At 36.8% G+C, this 16,799-nt stretch carries 19 protein-coding genes; 15 read left to right on the forward strand and 4 right to left on the reverse strand.

The window, feature by feature from the left end; all coding sequences use genetic code 11:
- Nucleotides 1-2 precede the first annotated feature (2 nt).
- From galE to C7J90_RS05755, 7 genes are all read left to right on the forward strand, one after another.
- A complete protein-coding gene (galE, locus tag C7J90_RS05725; protein ID WP_103207987.1) occupies nucleotides 3-998 on the forward strand; it encodes a UDP-glucose 4-epimerase GalE in 996 nt (331 codons plus the stop codon).
- Between the two features lie 12 nt (nucleotides 999-1,010).
- Nucleotides 1,011-2,507 (forward strand): UDP-glucose--hexose-1-phosphate uridylyltransferase, encoded by a 1,497-nt coding sequence (gene galT / locus C7J90_RS05730; RefSeq protein WP_103207989.1) that lies wholly within the window; start codon nucleotides 1,011-1,013, stop codon nucleotides 2,505-2,507.
- A gap of 86 nt (nucleotides 2,508-2,593) precedes the next feature.
- A complete protein-coding gene (gene modA, locus C7J90_RS05735) occupies nucleotides 2,594-3,352 on the forward strand; it encodes a molybdate ABC transporter substrate-binding protein (protein ID WP_103207991.1) in 759 nt (252 codons plus the stop codon).
- Nucleotides 3,353-3,362: 10 nt separating this feature from the next.
- Entirely contained in the window at nucleotides 3,363-4,034 is a 672-nt protein-coding gene (gene modB / locus C7J90_RS05740; protein ID WP_103207993.1) for a molybdate ABC transporter permease subunit, read from the forward strand.
- Nucleotides 4,035-4,640 carry an ATP-binding cassette domain-containing protein gene (locus C7J90_RS05745; RefSeq protein ID WP_103207995.1) on the forward strand — a complete coding sequence of 202 codons (606 nt, stop codon included), beginning with the start codon at nucleotides 4,035-4,037 and terminating at the stop codon, nucleotides 4,638-4,640. It abuts the gene before it with no gap.
- 291 nt (nucleotides 4,641-4,931) lie between these two features.
- Nucleotides 4,932-5,936, forward strand: a complete 1,005-nt coding sequence (locus C7J90_RS05750) for a ThiF family adenylyltransferase (protein WP_103207997.1) — start codon at nucleotides 4,932-4,934, stop codon at nucleotides 5,934-5,936.
- A gap of 20 nt (nucleotides 5,937-5,956) precedes the next feature.
- Nucleotides 5,957-6,457: a MogA/MoaB family molybdenum cofactor biosynthesis protein gene (locus C7J90_RS05755; protein ID WP_103207999.1), complete on the forward strand. Its 501-nt coding sequence runs from the start codon at nucleotides 5,957-5,959 to the stop codon at nucleotides 6,455-6,457.
- Nucleotides 6,458-6,564: 107 nt separating this feature from the next.
- On the opposite strand, the gene moaC is transcribed toward C7J90_RS05755, so the two are convergent.
- Complete coding sequence (gene moaC / locus C7J90_RS05760) at nucleotides 6,565-7,041, reverse strand: cyclic pyranopterin monophosphate synthase MoaC (protein ID WP_103208000.1); 477 nt, start codon at nucleotides 7,039-7,041, stop codon at nucleotides 6,565-6,567.
- A gap of 68 nt (nucleotides 7,042-7,109) precedes the next feature.
- Between moaC and C7J90_RS05765 the strand changes: the two genes are divergently transcribed.
- From C7J90_RS05765 to moaA, 6 genes are read left to right on the forward strand one after another with little or no spacing between them, the layout of a single operon-like run.
- A complete protein-coding gene (locus tag C7J90_RS05765; RefSeq protein WP_103208002.1) occupies nucleotides 7,110-8,369 on the forward strand; it encodes a molybdopterin molybdotransferase MoeA in 1,260 nt (419 codons plus the stop codon).
- Complete coding sequence (gene mobB / locus C7J90_RS05770) at nucleotides 8,366-8,842, forward strand: molybdopterin-guanine dinucleotide biosynthesis protein B (RefSeq protein WP_103208003.1); 477 nt, start codon at nucleotides 8,366-8,368, stop codon at nucleotides 8,840-8,842. Before C7J90_RS05765 ends, mobB begins: the two co-directional genes overlap by 4 nt.
- 6 nt (nucleotides 8,843-8,848) lie before the next feature.
- Nucleotides 8,849-9,298, forward strand: coding sequence for a molybdenum cofactor biosynthesis protein MoaE (locus C7J90_RS05775; RefSeq protein ID WP_103208005.1), 450 nt, complete (start codon nucleotides 8,849-8,851; stop codon nucleotides 9,296-9,298).
- A gap of 3 nt (nucleotides 9,299-9,301) precedes the next feature.
- Nucleotides 9,302-9,535, forward strand: coding sequence for a molybdopterin converting factor subunit 1 (gene moaD, locus C7J90_RS05780; RefSeq protein WP_103208006.1), 234 nt, complete (start codon nucleotides 9,302-9,304; stop codon nucleotides 9,533-9,535).
- A 6-nt stretch (nucleotides 9,536-9,541) separates the two neighbouring features.
- Entirely contained in the window at nucleotides 9,542-10,150 is a 609-nt protein-coding gene (mobA, locus tag C7J90_RS05785; RefSeq protein ID WP_103208008.1) for a molybdenum cofactor guanylyltransferase MobA, read from the forward strand.
- A 20-nt stretch (nucleotides 10,151-10,170) separates the two neighbouring features.
- Nucleotides 10,171-11,193, forward strand: coding sequence for a GTP 3',8-cyclase MoaA (moaA, locus tag C7J90_RS05790; protein ID WP_103208009.1), 1,023 nt, complete (start codon nucleotides 10,171-10,173; stop codon nucleotides 11,191-11,193).
- Nucleotides 11,194-11,339: 146 nt separating this feature from the next.
- Here the strand turns inward: moaA and C7J90_RS05795 are convergent, their stop codons facing one another.
- The gene (locus C7J90_RS05795; RefSeq protein ID WP_158701932.1) at nucleotides 11,340-13,502 is read right to left on the reverse strand and encodes a DUF8508 domain-containing protein; all 2,163 of its coding nucleotides are present in this window, start codon (nucleotides 13,500-13,502) and stop codon (nucleotides 11,340-11,342) included.
- Nucleotides 13,503-13,641: 139 nt separating this feature from the next.
- Nucleotides 13,642-14,079, reverse strand: coding sequence for a MarR family winged helix-turn-helix transcriptional regulator (locus tag C7J90_RS05800; protein WP_103208011.1), 438 nt, complete (start codon nucleotides 14,077-14,079; stop codon nucleotides 13,642-13,644).
- Between the two features lie 265 nt (nucleotides 14,080-14,344).
- On the opposite strand from C7J90_RS05800, the gene C7J90_RS05805 reads away from it, so the two are divergent.
- Nucleotides 14,345-15,121 (forward strand): VOC family protein, encoded by a 777-nt coding sequence (locus C7J90_RS05805; RefSeq protein ID WP_103208012.1) that lies wholly within the window; start codon nucleotides 14,345-14,347, stop codon nucleotides 15,119-15,121.
- Here the strand turns inward: C7J90_RS05805 and C7J90_RS05810 are convergent.
- On the reverse strand, nucleotides 15,105-15,359 hold the full coding sequence (locus tag C7J90_RS05810) for a hypothetical protein (RefSeq protein ID WP_103208014.1): 255 nt from the start codon (nucleotides 15,357-15,359) through the stop codon (nucleotides 15,105-15,107). The two genes, C7J90_RS05805 and C7J90_RS05810, sit on opposite strands and share 17 nt — an antisense overlap.
- 96 nt (nucleotides 15,360-15,455) lie before the next feature.
- Between C7J90_RS05810 and C7J90_RS05815 the strand changes: the two genes are divergently transcribed.
- Nucleotides 15,456-16,715, forward strand: coding sequence for a lipid II:glycine glycyltransferase FemX (locus C7J90_RS05815; RefSeq protein WP_103208016.1), 1,260 nt, complete (start codon nucleotides 15,456-15,458; stop codon nucleotides 16,713-16,715).
- Nucleotides 16,716-16,799 lie beyond the last annotated feature (84 nt).

Consider the following 16,799-nt stretch of genomic DNA (forward strand, 5'->3'; position numbering starts at 1 on the left):
CTATGACAATGTTAGTACTTGGCGGTGCTGGATATATCGGGAGTCACTGTGTTGATCAATTAGTGGATAAAGGACATGACGTGATTGTTATCGATAACCTCGTTAAAGGTCACAAAGAAGCAATACATCCTAAAGCAAAATTTTATCAAGGAGACGTTCGTGATCAAGCGTTTTTAACAGATGTCTTCAAAAAAGAAGATATCGATGGTGTCTTTCACTTCTGTGCCTACTCACTTGTTGGGGAGTCAGTCAATGTACCATTAGATTACTTTAATAACAATGTATATGGCTTACAAGTTTTGCTCGAAGTGATGTTAAAGTTCGATGTTAAAAATATAGTATTTAGTTCAACAGCAGCTGTATATGGTGAACCTAAAAGAGTGCCAATAACAGAAGACGATGACAAAGAGCCAACAAGCCCATATGGCGAAAGTAAATTAATGATGGAAAAAATGATGCATTGGTGTCATGAGGCCTATGGTATGAATTATGCAGCATTACGTTATTTCAATGTTGCAGGCGCTAAAGAAAATGGGGGCATTGGGGAGGATCACTATCCTGAAACACATTTAATTCCAGTTGTCTTACAAGTAGCGCTCGGTCAACGCGATGAATTAAAAATGTTCGGCGATGATTACGATACGCCAGATGGAACGCCTATTCGAGATTACCTACATGTGACAGACTTAATAGAAGCGCACATTTTAGCACTTAACTATCTTAAGGAAGGTGGGGAAAGCGGTGCGTTTAATCTAGGGACTAATCATGGGTATTCTGTTAAAGAAATCTTAGATGCGGCACGTAAAGTGACAGGTGAAGACATCAAAGCAACAGTAGCCCCAAGACGAGCTGGAGATCCTAGTAAATTGGTTGCATCTAGTGAAAAGGCGCAAACCGTATTAGGATGGAAACCTAAACATGATGATATTCATGAAATAATCCGTACAGCATGGGAGTGGCACAAGACGCATCCAAACGGATATGAGGATCAAGCGTAAGGAGGATATGGTATGGCGAATCAAAAGCATGTGAATCAATTTGCAGATTATGTGATTGCGTATGGAGATTACGAAATATTGGATCGTCAATATGTAGTGAACCGTATTTTACATTTAGTCAATGCGTCCGATATCACCTTATCCAATCAAGAGCCCGAAGAACAACCACGTACACCAATCGAAACGGCATGGATTTTAATTGAAGATGCAATTGCGCGTGGTGTTATAGAAGATGTACTTTATGAACGTGACCAACTTGAAGCAGCATTGATGGACTTATTAACACCTAAGCCATCTACTGTGAATCGTGAATTTTATAAGCGTTATCAACTATCACCTATAGAAGCTACGAAATACTTCTATGAATTGAGTCATCATAATCATTACATTAAAAGTGAAGCAATAGCTAAAAATATCGAATATAAAGTGCCGACTGAATACGGTGACTTTGAAATTACGATTAATTTGTCGAAGCCAGAAAAAGATGCAAAACAAATTGAAAGGGAGAAAAATGCACCTGCTTCTCATTATCCTAAATGTGCATTGTGCATGGAAAATGAAGGATATTTTGGAACGGCGACAAAAGCAGCAAGATCGAATCACCGTATTATTCAAATGAATATTAACAATCAAAATTGGGGATTTCAGTATTCGCCATATCTTTATTTTGATGAGCATAGTATATTATTATCTGAAGTACATGAACCGATGTATATTCATAAAGAAACATTTGAAAACTTAATTGATTTTGTGAAGCAGTTTCCACATTATACGATAGGGTCTAATGCGGACATACCTGTTGTAGGTGGATCTATATTATCGCATAATCACTATCAAGCAGGACGTCATGACTTTCCAATGGCTCTTGCACCAGTGGAGACGAGTTTTGTACTTGAGCAGTATCCTGAGGTTGAAGCGGGGATTGTGAATTGGCCAATGAGCGTAATTCGCCTCCGCTCAAGTAATGCGTCGCAGTTAATAGAAGCAAGTGAGCATATTCGTTTAACTTGGCATGAATATAGTGATGACTCGGTTGGGATTAAAGCGCATAGTGAAAATGGAGAACGTCATCATACAGTGACACCTATTGCTAGATTTAGAGATGATGCATATGAAATGGATATCGTATTAAGGGATAATCAAAGAACTGAAGCATTTCCAGATGGTGTGTTTCATCCACACCCTGATGTACAGCATATCAAAAAAGAAAATATTGGATTAATCGAAGTAATGGGAACGGCCATTTTGCCAGGTCGATTAAAACAAGAATTAAAAGCTGTGGAACAATATGTTCTAGGAGATGCATCTATAGATCTTGGTGTTCATGCGGACTGGGCCGAAGATATGAAATCGCGATATACGTTTAACTCAGAGAACGCAGAAACAATTATTCGAAAAGAAGTTGGATACAAATTTGAACGTGTTCTCCAAGATGCGGGTGTATTTAAACGTAATACAGAAGGACAGAAAGCATTTAAATTGTTCATTCAAGAATGTCAAACGACTTAAATATGTTAAATGGACTATTATCACTACCTCTAAGTTTGGTAAAATAACTTAGAGGTAGTTTATTTTTGTTGAAAGAAGGGTTTATAATGAATCGAAAGTTTTGGATTGTAATAGCTACACTTATGCTATTACTCACAGCATGTAGTCAAAATAATTCATCATCGGAACAAAGTGAAGTGAATACGATTACGGTTTCAGCAGCAGCAAGCTTAACTGATGTGACAAAAGCACTTGAGAAAGCATTTAAAAAAGATAACCCAAATACAAAGATAGAATTTAATTACGGTGGATCAGGCGCATTAAGGGAGCAAATTGAAAAAGGGGCACCAGTAGATGTGTTTATGTCAGCAAACACAAAAGATGTTGATGCCTTAAAAGACGATGGAAAAATTGAAAAAACATATGATTATGCACGAAACAAACTTGTATTAATTCAAAAAGAAGGGCAAAATATTACAAATGTGAATGACTTGTCACCTAACGATAAACTAGCAATCGGTGAAGTTGAATCAGTGCCTGCCGGTCGATATGCCAAAACGTATTTAGAAAGTCAGAATCAATGGCAAAATGTTCAGTCTCATATTGTTTATGCCAAAGATGTTCGTGAGGTACTTAACTATGTCAATAAAGGAAATGCTAAGCTCGGTTTTGTCTATAATACGGATTTATATGTAGGTCACAAAAAACATCAAGGGGTCGAAAAAGTAGCAGATGCGAAACTTGAATCACCGATTATTTACCGTATGGGAGTCATATCTGAACAAAAAGAAGCTCAAAAATGGCAAGACTTTATGAAGAGTAATCGTGCAAAAGAGATTTTAAAACAATATCATTTTGAAGTATAGGTGAAGAGAAATGCCGGATTTCACACCATTTTGGATATCGTTACGCGTAGCATTAATTAGTACGGTTATCGTTGTGATAGTGAGTATTATATGTGCTAAGCTGATGTATCGTCGCCATAGTAAATTGGCAAGGTTACTTGAAAGTATCGTCGTATTGCCTATCGTCTTACCGCCTACTGTAATGGGGTTTTTATTATTAATATTGTTTTCAGTCGATGGTTTAGTTGGGAGGTTTTTGACAAATACGTTAGGCATTCACATCGTATTTACATTAACAGGAGCTGTCCTTGCTTCTGTCATTGTCAGCTTTCCTTTAATGTATCAACATACTGTTCAAGGATTTCGCAACATTGATGAAAAAATGCTGAATACAGCGCGTACGATGGGGGCAAGTGAAAATAAAATATTTTTTAAAATCATGATACCCTTATCTAAACGTGCGATGATATCAGGGATGATGTTAGCTTTTGCTAGAGCTATCGGGGAGTTTGGTGCGACATTAATGGTAGCGGGATATATTCCTGGGAAGACAAATACATTACCGCTTGAGATTTATTTTTTAGTTCAACAAGGACGTGAAAGTCAAGCGTGGTTATGGGTCGTTGTGTTAGTTGCATTTTCCATTTCAATTATCGGTACAATGAATATGCTCAATAGTGATCGCTTTCGAGAGGTGAAATAAATGTTGCAAATCCAACTTAAGCACACAATAAATCATAAACATATCGCGATTGATATTCAATCACACACACCGCAAATCTATGCATTACAAGGGGCTTCAGGTATAGGTAAAACAACGTGTTTAAATATGATAGCGGGTATTAGACACCCTCAATCAGGGTATATCAAAATTAATGAACACGTGTTAACAGATACGAAAGAAAAAGTGCACGTTCCTATCCGTAAACGTCAAGTCGGATATCTGTTTCAAGATTATCAATTATTTCCGCATATGACTGTGAAGAACAATATCACATTCATGACCAAAGACAATACACATATTCAAACATTAATGAAAAAGTTAAAGATTGACCATTTAAAAGATATGTATCCGAACCGATGTTCAGGTGGTGAAAAGCAACGTATTGCACTTGCACGCGCACTTAGTACAAAACCTAAGATATTGTTGCTTGATGAACCTTTCTCTAGTTTAGATGATCAGTCTAAACAAGAAGGCATTGCATTAGTACAATCGATATTCAGCCAGTGGGAAATTCCGATTATTTTTGTAACACATTCACATAATGAAGCTCTACAACTCGCACATGAAATCATCACATTACAGTAGGATTTAAAACAGCATAGTCGCATTTAAAAAGATTGGAAAAGCGTTTAAACGGGCTATCATATTTAATCGTATGATGCACCAAGGACGACCTTAAAACACGAGTGTTACTTTAAGGCGATACGCTTATAGTCCAATCTTTTTTGATTTAAGCATAAAAGTAGGGAATTTCCATGACTCAATTAATGAAAAGACGGATTGTTTTTCAAATGGAAATGCGTTTCAATTAATTGAGTAGGTAACAACAAGTTTCGTATAATATATGGGAAGATTAAGTTAGAAAGGCGTATCATTATGACATATAATCGCTACTCTAGACAGACGTTATATCAAAATATTGGGGAAATAGGCCAAAGAAAGATCAACCAAAAATCTGCACTTATTATCGGAATGGGCGCATTAGGCACACACGTTTCAGAAGGGCTTGTGCGTGCGGGCATCCGCAAATTAGTCATCATCGATCGAGATTATATCGAACATTCTAATCTCCAAAGGCAAACATTGTTTACTGAACAGCAAGCGGATGAGAGTATACCCAAAGTGATAGCAGCAAAAGAAGCGCTAAAGGCTATACGAAGTGATGTTGACATTGAAGCCTATATCGATCACGTAGATGCTACATTTTTATCGGAACATATACCGAAAGTGGATGTCATCATTGATGCAACAGATAATTTTGAAACGCGCATGATGATTAACGATGCTGCATACTATTATAAAAAGCCTTGGATATACGGTGGTGTAGTCCAAAGTACATATGTTGAAGCGGCATTTATTCCAGGAGTGACACCTTGTTTTCAATGTTTAATTCCGCAGATTCCATCTATGAATTTAACATGTGATACGGCAGGTGTGATTCAACCTGCTGTCACTATGACAACGAGTTTGCAAATTAAAGACGCATTGAAAATTTTAACCGAGACAACCTTTGTGCCTAAATTGACATACGGCGATATATGGGAAGGGTCGCATTATAACTTTGGATTTAGCAAGCTCAAAAATAATCAATGTACAACTTGTGGTGAGATGCCTACTTTTTCGCACTTAACTGAAGATGCGCCACGATTTGCATCAATGTGTGGACGAGATAGTGTACAGTACCAGCATCCAGCACTCAGTCACGATCAGTTATTGAATTATTTAAAATCACGCCATATCCGATACCAATCGAACGGATACTTAATTCAATTTAATTTTGAAGGTTATCGCATCGTCGGATTTCAAAATGGACGCATTTTAATACATGGTCTTTCAGAGGTTTCAAAAGCGCAAACAATTATGCATAAGTTATTTGGTTAAATATTTGAGGAGGGTGCGATATGCATACGAATGTCAAATTAAATCGAGCAATTCGATGTGCAGTGCTAACAGTTTCAGACACGCGTACAAAAGAAACAGATAAAGGTGGACAATTAGTTCAACAGTTATTAGGGACAATCAATACGACGATTGAGCCATCGCATTATCGTATTGTGAAAGATGATCAAGTAGAGATTCAAACTGTATTAGAAGAGTGGCTTGCAGAAAATATTGATGTAGTGATTACAACAGGTGGAACAGGTATAGCGCCGAGAGATGTAACGATTGAAGTAGTAAAACCGCTATTAACAAAAGAAATAGAAGGATTCGGCGAGCTGTTCCGTTACTTAAGTTACGTTGAAGATGTCGGTACACGTGCGTTATTATCACGTGCTGTTGGAGGGACTATTGATAGAAAGTTGATTTTTTGTCTACCTGGATCAACAGGCGCTGTTAAGCTTGGACTCAATAAATTGATATTACCAGAACTCAATCACCTTGTTTATGAAATGAATAAATAACAATGATTTAACTTTGTGTTGTTTGAGGTTGGGACACCGTTTGTCATATTATCAAATGAAAATGCAATGTCCCAGTCTCAAAACACCATATCGAAGAAAAACAACGATTAACGCGTAAAATCAGACTTTCCACCTGTTTTTTGTACTAAATAGGTTTCGCCAATAACCATACTTTTATCAACTGCTTTACACATATCGTATACAGTGAGTGCTGTAGCAGAAGCAGCCGTGAGCGCTTCCATTTCAACACCTGTACGACCTGTTGTTGAAACAGTTGTTTGGATATTTAGCGTATAATCGGATTCGTGCTTGTGCCATTCGAATTGAACATCTACACCTGAAATGGGTAGGGGGTGACACATAGGTATGATTTGAGAGGTTTGCTTTGCAGCCATGATACCCGCAATTTGTGCGGTATTAAGTACATTGCCTTTTTGATTAGTATTGTTAGTAATTTGTTCATAAATAGTCACATTGACGGTAATACTTGAATGTGCGATAGCTGTTCGTTTCGTTATATCTTTATTTGAGACATCCACCATTTTGGCATGGCCTTGTCTATTAATATGTGTGAAATCTGACATACTATTCCTCCTTAAAACATTGCAAGGATAGTATAGCATGATTCTAAAAAATTGTGAGGAGTGAAACAATGACAGTTGAAAAGAGAAATCCAATCCCTGTGTCAGAAGCTATTCATCGCATTGTGTCGCAAAATATTAAAACAGAACCGATGCATGTCAATATATACGAAAGTGAAGGATATATATTAGCAGAAAATATTATCGCTACATATGATATTCCTCGGTTTAACAAGTCGCCTTATGATGGTTTTGCTATACGGAGTCAAGATACTGAAGGGGCAAGTGGAGATCACCGTGTTGAATTTCAAGTCATTGACCATATAGGTGCAGGATCTGTTTCTGATAAGACATTAGGGCCGAATGAAGCGGTGCGCATTATGACAGGTGCAGCGATACCTGAAGGTGCTGATGCAGTCGTCATGTTAGAACAGACGTCAGAAACAAAACAAGGGTTTACAATTCGCAAAACATTCGACCATTTAGAAAATATTGCTTTGAAAGGGGAAGAGACGTCAACAGGGGACACCGTTTTAAAAAAAGGACAATATGTGAATGCCGGAACTGTTGCTGTACTGGCTACGTTTGGTTATGTAGATGTTCCTGTGTATCGTAAACCATCTGTCGCAATTATCGCAACAGGCAGTGAATTATTAGATATTGATGAACCGTTAGAACCGGGAAAAATACGAAATTCAAATGGACCGATGATACAAGCGCTTTGCCGCAAAGAGGGCTTAGAGGTATCAGTGTATAAAATTCAAAAAGATGATTTTGATAGTAGCTTAGATGTAGTCAAAGACGCTATGAAACAACATGATATGATTATTACAACGGGTGGTGTATCAGTAGGCGATTTTGATTATTTACCTGATATATATCGCACATTAGACGCAGAGGTGTTATTTAATAAAGTAGCAATGCGACCAGGCAGTGTGACAACAGTTGCAGTTGTAAAGGGTCAATATTTATTTGGATTATCCGGCAACCCTTCAGCGTGCTATTCGGGATTTGAACTCTTTGTAAAACCGGCACTTTACCATATGATGGGGGCTGAAAAATATTATCCAGCAATGGTTCGTGCGACATTAATGGAAGACTTTAAAAAGCCTAATCCATTTACTCGCTTTATTAGGGCAGATGTGCATTTAACAGGTCGAGAATTGACGGTAGTACCATCAGGATTTAATAAATCTGGAGCAGTTGTTTCCATAGCCCACAGTAACGGTATGATTATATTACCAGGTGGAACGAGAGGTTTTTCAAAAGGACATCAAGTCAATGTTCTCTTAACAGCTACAGAATCACTTCAAAGGGAACTGTACTTATGATACTTCAAATCGTAGGTTATAAAAATAGTGGCAAAACAACTGTCATGATACGCGCTGTGCAATTATTGAAAGACTTAGGATACCACGTGACAACAATTAAACATCATGGGCATATGGGTGAAGACATTCAATTGCCTGATTCAAAGCTTGATCATATGAAACATTTTAACGCGGGTGCTGATCAAAGTATTGTACAAGGTCACGAATATGTTGAAACGATTAAAAGAGACAATGAAAGCGCATTAGAGACATTAATAGCAGATTATGTTAGGATGGATAACAACATTATTTTAGTTGAAGGCTACAAAAATGCACCTTATGAAAAGGTGATATTATATCGAAACACAGAAGACTACAATCAACTTATACAATTACAAAACGTAGTCTATACGATAGATCAAACGATACAAAATAATGATATATCAAGTTTTGAAAAATGGCTCAGAACTTGGGTGAATAAGCAAAAAGGATGATATGCGTTGAAACAATTTGAAGTAATCACAGCACCCATCGAACCAGAAAAATATCGGGCATGGACTCTTAATGAAAAGCAAGGTGCGGTTGTGGTGTTTACAGGGCATGTAAGGGAATGGACTAAAGGTATTCGAACAGAGTATCTAGAATATGAAGCTTATGTTCCAATGGCAGAAAAAAAATTAGCACAAATTGGTGATGAGATTCGTCAAAAGTGGCCAGGAACTGTCACTGCAATTGTACATCGAATTGGTGCTCTTGAAATTTCAGATATTGCTGTCTGTATTAGTGTTTCATCCCCGCACCGCAAAGATGCTTATCGCGCAAATGAATATGCGATTGAGCGAATCAAAGAGATTGTGCCAATATGGAAGAAAGAAATTTGGGAAGATGGTGCAAAGTGGCAAGGGCATCAACGTGGATATCATGATGATGCAGTAGGTAAGGGGGATTAAACAATGAAGATATTATACTTTGCAGAATTGAAAGAGTTGGTCAATCGGACTGAAGATGCTTTTTCATTTGATTATGAAATATCAGTAGAACAACTCAAACAACATCTATACAGTACGTATCCAGTCATACAAGGTAAAAAGTTTCAGGTGGCTGTCAATGAAGAGTTTGTTCGAGACAATGATACAGTGAAACCGAATGATATTGTCGCGCTCATTCCACCAGTTAGTGGAGGTTAATATCATATGAAAGCGATTATACTTGCAGGAGGACAATCTGAACGCTTTGGCTCATCTAAAGCGTTTGCTCAAGTTGAAGGGCAGTCATTTTATCAAAAACTGATTCATATGCTTGAAACGACAAATTTATTTAATGATATCATCATTAGTACAAATGAAAGCCTATCGACTCAATTTGATTATAAAAATGTAGTCATTGATATGAAAGAACACCAAAATAAAGGACCTTTAGCAGGCATTTATAGTGTCATGCAACAAGCGGAAGAAGCGGATAATGTCTATTTTGTGATATCAGTTGATACACCAATGGTCACACATAAGGCAGTCAGTCAACTTTATCAGTTTATGGTGGCTAATTTGATTGAAGAACAACTTGATATTGCGGGATTTCAATCAGAAGGCTACCCTATTCCAACAATTGCTTTTTATCATCAGCGTGTATTACCTGTCATTGAAACAGTACTCAATTCAGATGATTTAAGTATGAAGCATGTTTATCAACAAGTATCGGCCGATTGGTTAGATGTGACAACCATTCAGAGTCCTAGCTATTGGTATAGCAATGTGAATAAAGTAACGGACTTAAATCAACTTATAGCTGAAATTACAGACTAAGCAGTAAAAGGAGGGCGCATATGACACAACAAATTTTAGATAAATTAGGAAGACCTATACGTGATTTGCGCATTTCTGTAACAGATCGCTGTAATTTTCGGTGTGATTATTGTATGCCAAAAGAAATCTTTGGGGATGATTTTGTATTCCTTCCTAAAGATGAACTTCTAACATTTGAAGAAATCGTTCGTATTACACAAGTTTATGCTAAGTTAGGCGTAAAAAAAATAAGAATTACAGGTGGCGAACCCCTTTTACGCCGAGATTTACATCGACTCATTGCACAGATTAAGCAAATTGAAGGTATTGAAGATATCGGATTAACTACTAACGGTTTGCTGTTAAAAAAGCACGGCCAAAAGTTATATGATGCAGGGCTTAAACGTATTAATGTCAGTTTAGATGCAATTGACGATTACACTTTTCAATCTATTAATAATCGAAATATTAAAGCATCCACTGTGTTAGAACAAATTGATTATGCATTAGCGATAGGATTTCAAGTTAAAGTGAATGTGGTCGTGCAAAAAGGAGTGAATGACGATCAAATATTGCCTATGCTTGAATACTTCAAAGATAAGGATATTACGATACGTTTCATAGAATTTATGGATGTGGGCAATGATAATGGTTGGGACTTTACGAAAGTAGTGACAAAAGATGAAATGTTGACATTGATTGAAGAACATTTCGATATTGAAAAAGTACCACCAAAATATTACGGGGAAGTTGCAAAATACTATCGCTATGTTGGAGCACGGTCAAAATTTGGATTAATTACAAGTGTGTCGGACTCGTTTTGTCAAACATGTACGAGAGCGCGGCTTTCTTCGGATGGTAAATTTTATGGTTGCTTGTTTAGTACTGGCGATGGATTTGATGTGCGCCAGTTGTTAAGAAGTGGCGCTTCAGATGAAGAGATTGAAGCGGAATTAAAAGCGCTATGGCATATAAGGGAAGACCGCTATTCAGATGAGCGGACAGCTCAAACTGTTGCCAATCGACGTAAAAAGAAAATTAATATGAACTATATTGGTGGATAAATCATTAATTTATAATGAGGGTAAAACATTAATCCTAAAATAAATAGCGCTAAGATGATTTTTAATAAAAATGCGTCTTAGCGCTTTCTGTATATGTCTTAGCTTTATTTTCGTATACGATAAAAGTGCATCGTAATGGAATAGTCCTATGATTTAGCTCCTTTTTGCGGCCGTTTAAATATGATAACAAGGCCGATAATGATAAGAGGTAGACCTAAAATAATACCAAATATTGCAAAACGTTCCCCTGTTGTTGGGAGTTGATCATTATGTTTTTGAGCTGTGTCAATGGCTTTTTGAATGTCAGTAAAGGTATCTGCACTAGAGACTTCTGCTTTATACTTATTTTTTTCAGATTGTGGTAACTGTTTAAGGTTTTGAATCAAAAGTTGCCCGTCTGATTTTTTTTGGTCTATGACAGAAATAGTATTTGATGTATGTGTAGATGATGATGAATGCGCCGCCTTATATTGCTCGAAATCGATTTGGGCAAGCAACGGATCGTGGTCACTAGCACGTCCAGATAAATCTGTAAAGTCGCTATTAACGTGTATCATATCTAATTGTGTAAATGGTTTAAGCTTTTGGCTCACTAAAATATGGTCTAGTGTTTGACTATTGCCTTGATAGACATATGAGTAGCGTGAAGGCCCTTCTACAGCATTGACCATATTATAAAGGTTATGAGACTCGAGGTGTTTAACAGCATCAGACCACTGGAAGTCATTGTAATCACCTACTGAGACGACATGTGCATTAGGATTGTCCTCGTGAATTTCATTGACAAATTGTCCTACAAGTTGTGCAATTGATTTACGTTGTGTTTCGCTTTGATATTCAACAGGTTGTTTTTGACCAAATAATGGATCATCGCCACCTTTAGAGTTCCAGTGATTGACGATAGCGATAATTTGTTCGCCATTGAAGTCAAATTGAGCTGCTAAAGGTTTACGAGAGTGTTGAAACGCTTGAGCATTAGGTTCGATGCGACCTGGATTATGCGAGAGTTGACCATTTTTATAGTGTACAGCTGTCGTTGCATCGCCGTGTTGAATCGTATCATTGAAGGTCACTCGATTTGGATTATACAAGAAGCCAACACGTATATTTGCATTTGGCTGCCCACCATCTTCGTTTGGTTCTGGGTCAATATTGACATATCGATATGTAGGACCACCAGCAGCGACAACTGAACGAATTAAGCGCTGGTATGATTGATTAGCATCTGCGTTACCTTCATCTGGTCCATTATTATCTTGGACTTCAGTTACACCGATGATATCAGGTTTCTTCATGTGAGTTACGATGCCTTTTGCAATCTTTTGAGCCTTGTCATCGCTTGTTGAAGATGTATTATTCGAAAAGTTTTCTAGATTATAAGATGCGACTGTTAATTTGTTTTGGCTCGGTTCAATTGTGGTGCCTTTAGGAAAATGATGGCTGTCTTGATACGCTTTTTTCATATCTTGGGTATCAATGAGGACTTTATAATTTTGATAGCCATAGCCCACAACCCCAGTCAGAGGTCCTTTGAATGAGTCGCCCGTTTTGACATCGAAAGTTTCAGCTTTGTGATTGTTGTCAACTAATTTAAATGGGATGCGTTGTCCATTTTGTTGTGAGGGTTTGAGCATTAGTCCGCCATTATGTGTTTCGGACTTCGTGTTCTTTAATACTGTAAATATATCACCATGTTGCTCTGGTCCTACGCTACGCACATCATCCACTTGGACGCGCATCCCTTCAAGTGACTCCCAAAAGTCAATGGCGTATTGATTGCGATCGAATATATCAAAGTGCTGTTGAGATGCAATTTGTGTTGGAATGCGCTGGATTTTTATCGGTTTGGGTAATTTTTGGTTCGATGCCTTAATTGCAATATTTCCATTTTGAGATTTTCGTGCGTCAAGTTCAGTGATAGGTAAGTCTGTATCATGTCGATCAGCATAACCTTCAATAGCGTACTCACGAATGATACCAGAAACTTCAACGGCATCACCTACTTTAGCATCAGATTTATCTTTGCCAGTGTAAACAACTAGGGCTTCAGATGTGTTTGGATTATTGTCAACATCTTTATCGGCCGTTTGAATGTGCATATACTGTTGGCCACGATGATGATATTGATACGTCACGATACCTCGGACATTGTGAACATATTGATCTTTTTGATTAGATTGATGGTGCGTGCCTTGTATATCATGGATTTTTATACTTGAAGAAGCAAGTATAGAATGATGAAAAATGGGCGTCAAACTTGAGCCGCCAAGCAAAATAAAAAGTATCGTTAAAATCAAAAATGCTTTCAGTTTCAAAGTAGATCCTCCTATATTTAAATATGTCTACAATAAGTGTTGTTAAAAAAGAGTGTTCGATATATAATTTATGGCTTTTCCAATCAAAAATGCGCATAGCTTACCTCACGGAATATAATGATGAAATCATGATTTAATCATCAGATTCTAGTGAATGTAATTGATGATATAACCTTTCTAAAATTCGGTTGGTTTGTTCGAGTTGATCTTGTGGGATATCTAGTGTTTTAAGGATGTCATATTGTAATTGTTCTATATTCTTTTTGAGATTATAGTGTACATATTTTCCTGTATTTGTAAGGTCTAGTAGCTTTTCACGTTTATCTTCTCCTTGTGTTATTTTAAGCCAACCTCGTTTATCAATGGCTTTCAAAATTTTTCGTGTTGTTGGCTTTTCAATTGAACGACGCTTAGAAATTTGAACGAGTGTTGTTTGTGGATGTTTAGCAATATCTTTGATAATTAGCCACTGCGCTGGATGCACTTTGTACTCATCTAATAAAGGTTGTGTTATTTTAATGTAAGGTCGATACAATTGTGTAAAGTGATCAAAGAAATCAGATGTGTGCATGTTCGACTCCTTTCGTCAATATTGCGATGAATATGTATTATTTTTGAAAAAGTGATATATACAGATAGTGTTAAATGAGCGAAGTTGCATCATTTATGATAGCACATATTTTTTAATGAATAGGCGGGTATGTATGCAATGTTTAAATTGTTTTAAAGTGCAATCAGTTTATAAAAAGAAAGCAGTTATAACAAACTCCGCCGAGATTTCATAGAGAATATTTGATAAAATAAAGATAAGGTTTTTGAGCGAGGAAGGAGATTTTATGGTAGATATTCAATTTGATCATATCATTCATTATATTGACGGATTAACACATTTTGAATTTCCTGGGCAATATTTGAACATTCAAAACGGTGGTCGTCATGAGAAGTTAGGGACATTTAACCGATTAATACACATTGATTTAAGTTATATTGAACTTCTAGACCAGTTTAATAAAGATAGGTTAAAACAACAGTCTAAATCCAATGTAGGAAAAGTTTCATTTGCATCATCCATTTTAGAAAATGATCATAAACAAGGTTTTAAAAAGGTGTGTTTTCGAACGAACGATATCGAAGGGCTCCAAAAAGACTTGAATGCTCGAGGTGTTGAAACAGTTGGGCCCATAGACATGACACGTCAAAATAAAAAAGGTCAAACTGTTGAATGGCAATTACTCTATATTAAAAGCCCAATTAGCCCGTTACTATCACCGTTTTTTATACAATGGCGTCAATCTGATGAGGCACGACAAGAAGAACTCGAGTCATTTTTCCAAAGTCATCTCAAAATCGATATGATAGCATTTCGTACGTATCAACATCAAGCAATGGTCAAGTATTGGCAACAATGGTTTGGAATGGACATATTGGAATCGTCAACCCAGTCCACAACTTTGCAGTGCCCCAATCAAAGCGTCAAATTTAAAATCACAGAAGGCAAAGATGATATGATTGAAACAGTGACAATGATTGACCAAACGATTACAGCGCCAGTTTTAATTCGTATAAAAGGTGCCAATTATCAATTTATACCACCAGTTAAGGATAAAGTGTAGTATAAATGGTACGAATAATCATGATGATATGAAATAAACTTAAGGCAAGGCTAATGATTGCCAACCATAATTGTACACGTGTACGATAAAGTAAAATAAGATAAGCTGAAATAATGGATGAAAATGCTACAAGCAGTATACGCAAGCTTAAGTAATCAATCCCTACTTGATAAAATTGTGTCATTAATATCACGACAATGTTAGAAAAAGTTAATAAGATTAAAATGATATTTCGCATTTGATCCTCTCCCCCATAGCTTTGATTATAGCATATACATTCGGGGGAATGGATGAATTACGATAAGCGAAGATAATAAAGGAGTATTGAGATATTATGAAGTTAATGAATATTACGGATCAAGAGCATGATGCTTTTGTGAAAGGACATCCAAATGGTGATTTGCTCCAACTTACAAAATGGGGCGAAACAAAAAAATTAACAGGATGGTATGCTAAACGTATTGCAGTTGGTGACAAGGGTGACGTTAAAGGAGTAGGCCAACTGTTATTCAAAAAGGTTCCACGCACACCTTTTACATTGTGTTATGTATCACGTGGATTTGTGGTGGATTATACGGATTTGAAGGCTGTTCGCTTATTGTTAGCAGAAACAATTAAGATAGCGAAGCAAGAAAAGGCTTATACAATTAAAATTGACCCGGATATTGAAGTAGATAAAGGTATGACCATTGTCCAAGACTTAAAACAACTCGGTTTTCGTCATAAAGGTTTTAAAGAAGGTTTAGCCAAGGACTATATTCAACCTCGTATGACAATGGTAACACCGATTGACAAGACGGATGATGAAATTATGAAAAGTTTCGAAAACCGTAATCGCTCGAAAGTTCGATTAGCATTAAAGCGAGGAACGGTTGTTGAGAGAAAATCACGTGAGGACCTTAAAATATTTGCACAGCTCATGCAAGAAACGGGAGAACGAGATGGCTTTTTAACACGTGATGTGTCCTACTTTGAAACGATTTATGACGCACTTCATCCTGATGGTGATGCAGAACTCTTTTTAGTGAAGTTAGATCCTCTGCCAGTGCTACAATCTTTTAAGCAAGAGAGAGAGGCATTGATCAAAGAAAAAGAAAAGTTAAGTCAAAAAGAGACAACCAATAAAAAAATTCAAAATAAATTGAAAGACGTTGAGACGAAACAAAGCAAAAATGAAGAGTTAATCGAAAAACTGGAGACATTGAAAGTAGAGCACCCAGAAGGTATTTATTTGTCAGGGGCTTTATTAATGTTTGCAGGTCATAAATCCTATTATTTATATGGTGCTTCATCAGATCATTATCGCGACTTTCTACCTAATCATCATATGCAATTTGCAATGATGCAATTTGCGCGTGACAAAGGGGCCAAGACTTATGATTTTGGTGGGACAGATAACCAGCCAAGCAAAGAATCGAGTCATTACGGATTATGGGCTTTCAAAAAAGCATGGGGCACGCATTTAAGTGAAAAAATTGGAGAATTTGATTACGTATTAAATCCCATTGTCTATAAAGCCGTTGAACAGTTTAAACCACAATTAACAAAACTTAAAATTAAAGTAGTGCGTCAATTAAAATCTATTAAAAGCTAAAATAAGAAAATCAAATAAAAGTATGGTTAACGGGGTGGGACTTTAGGCAAAGTGATTGAAGTCTCGCTCCGGATTTTTATCAAG

This window comes from Staphylococcus felis (assembly GCF_003012915.1).
GTDB classification, from domain to species: Bacteria; Bacillota; Bacilli; order Staphylococcales; family Staphylococcaceae; genus Staphylococcus; species Staphylococcus felis.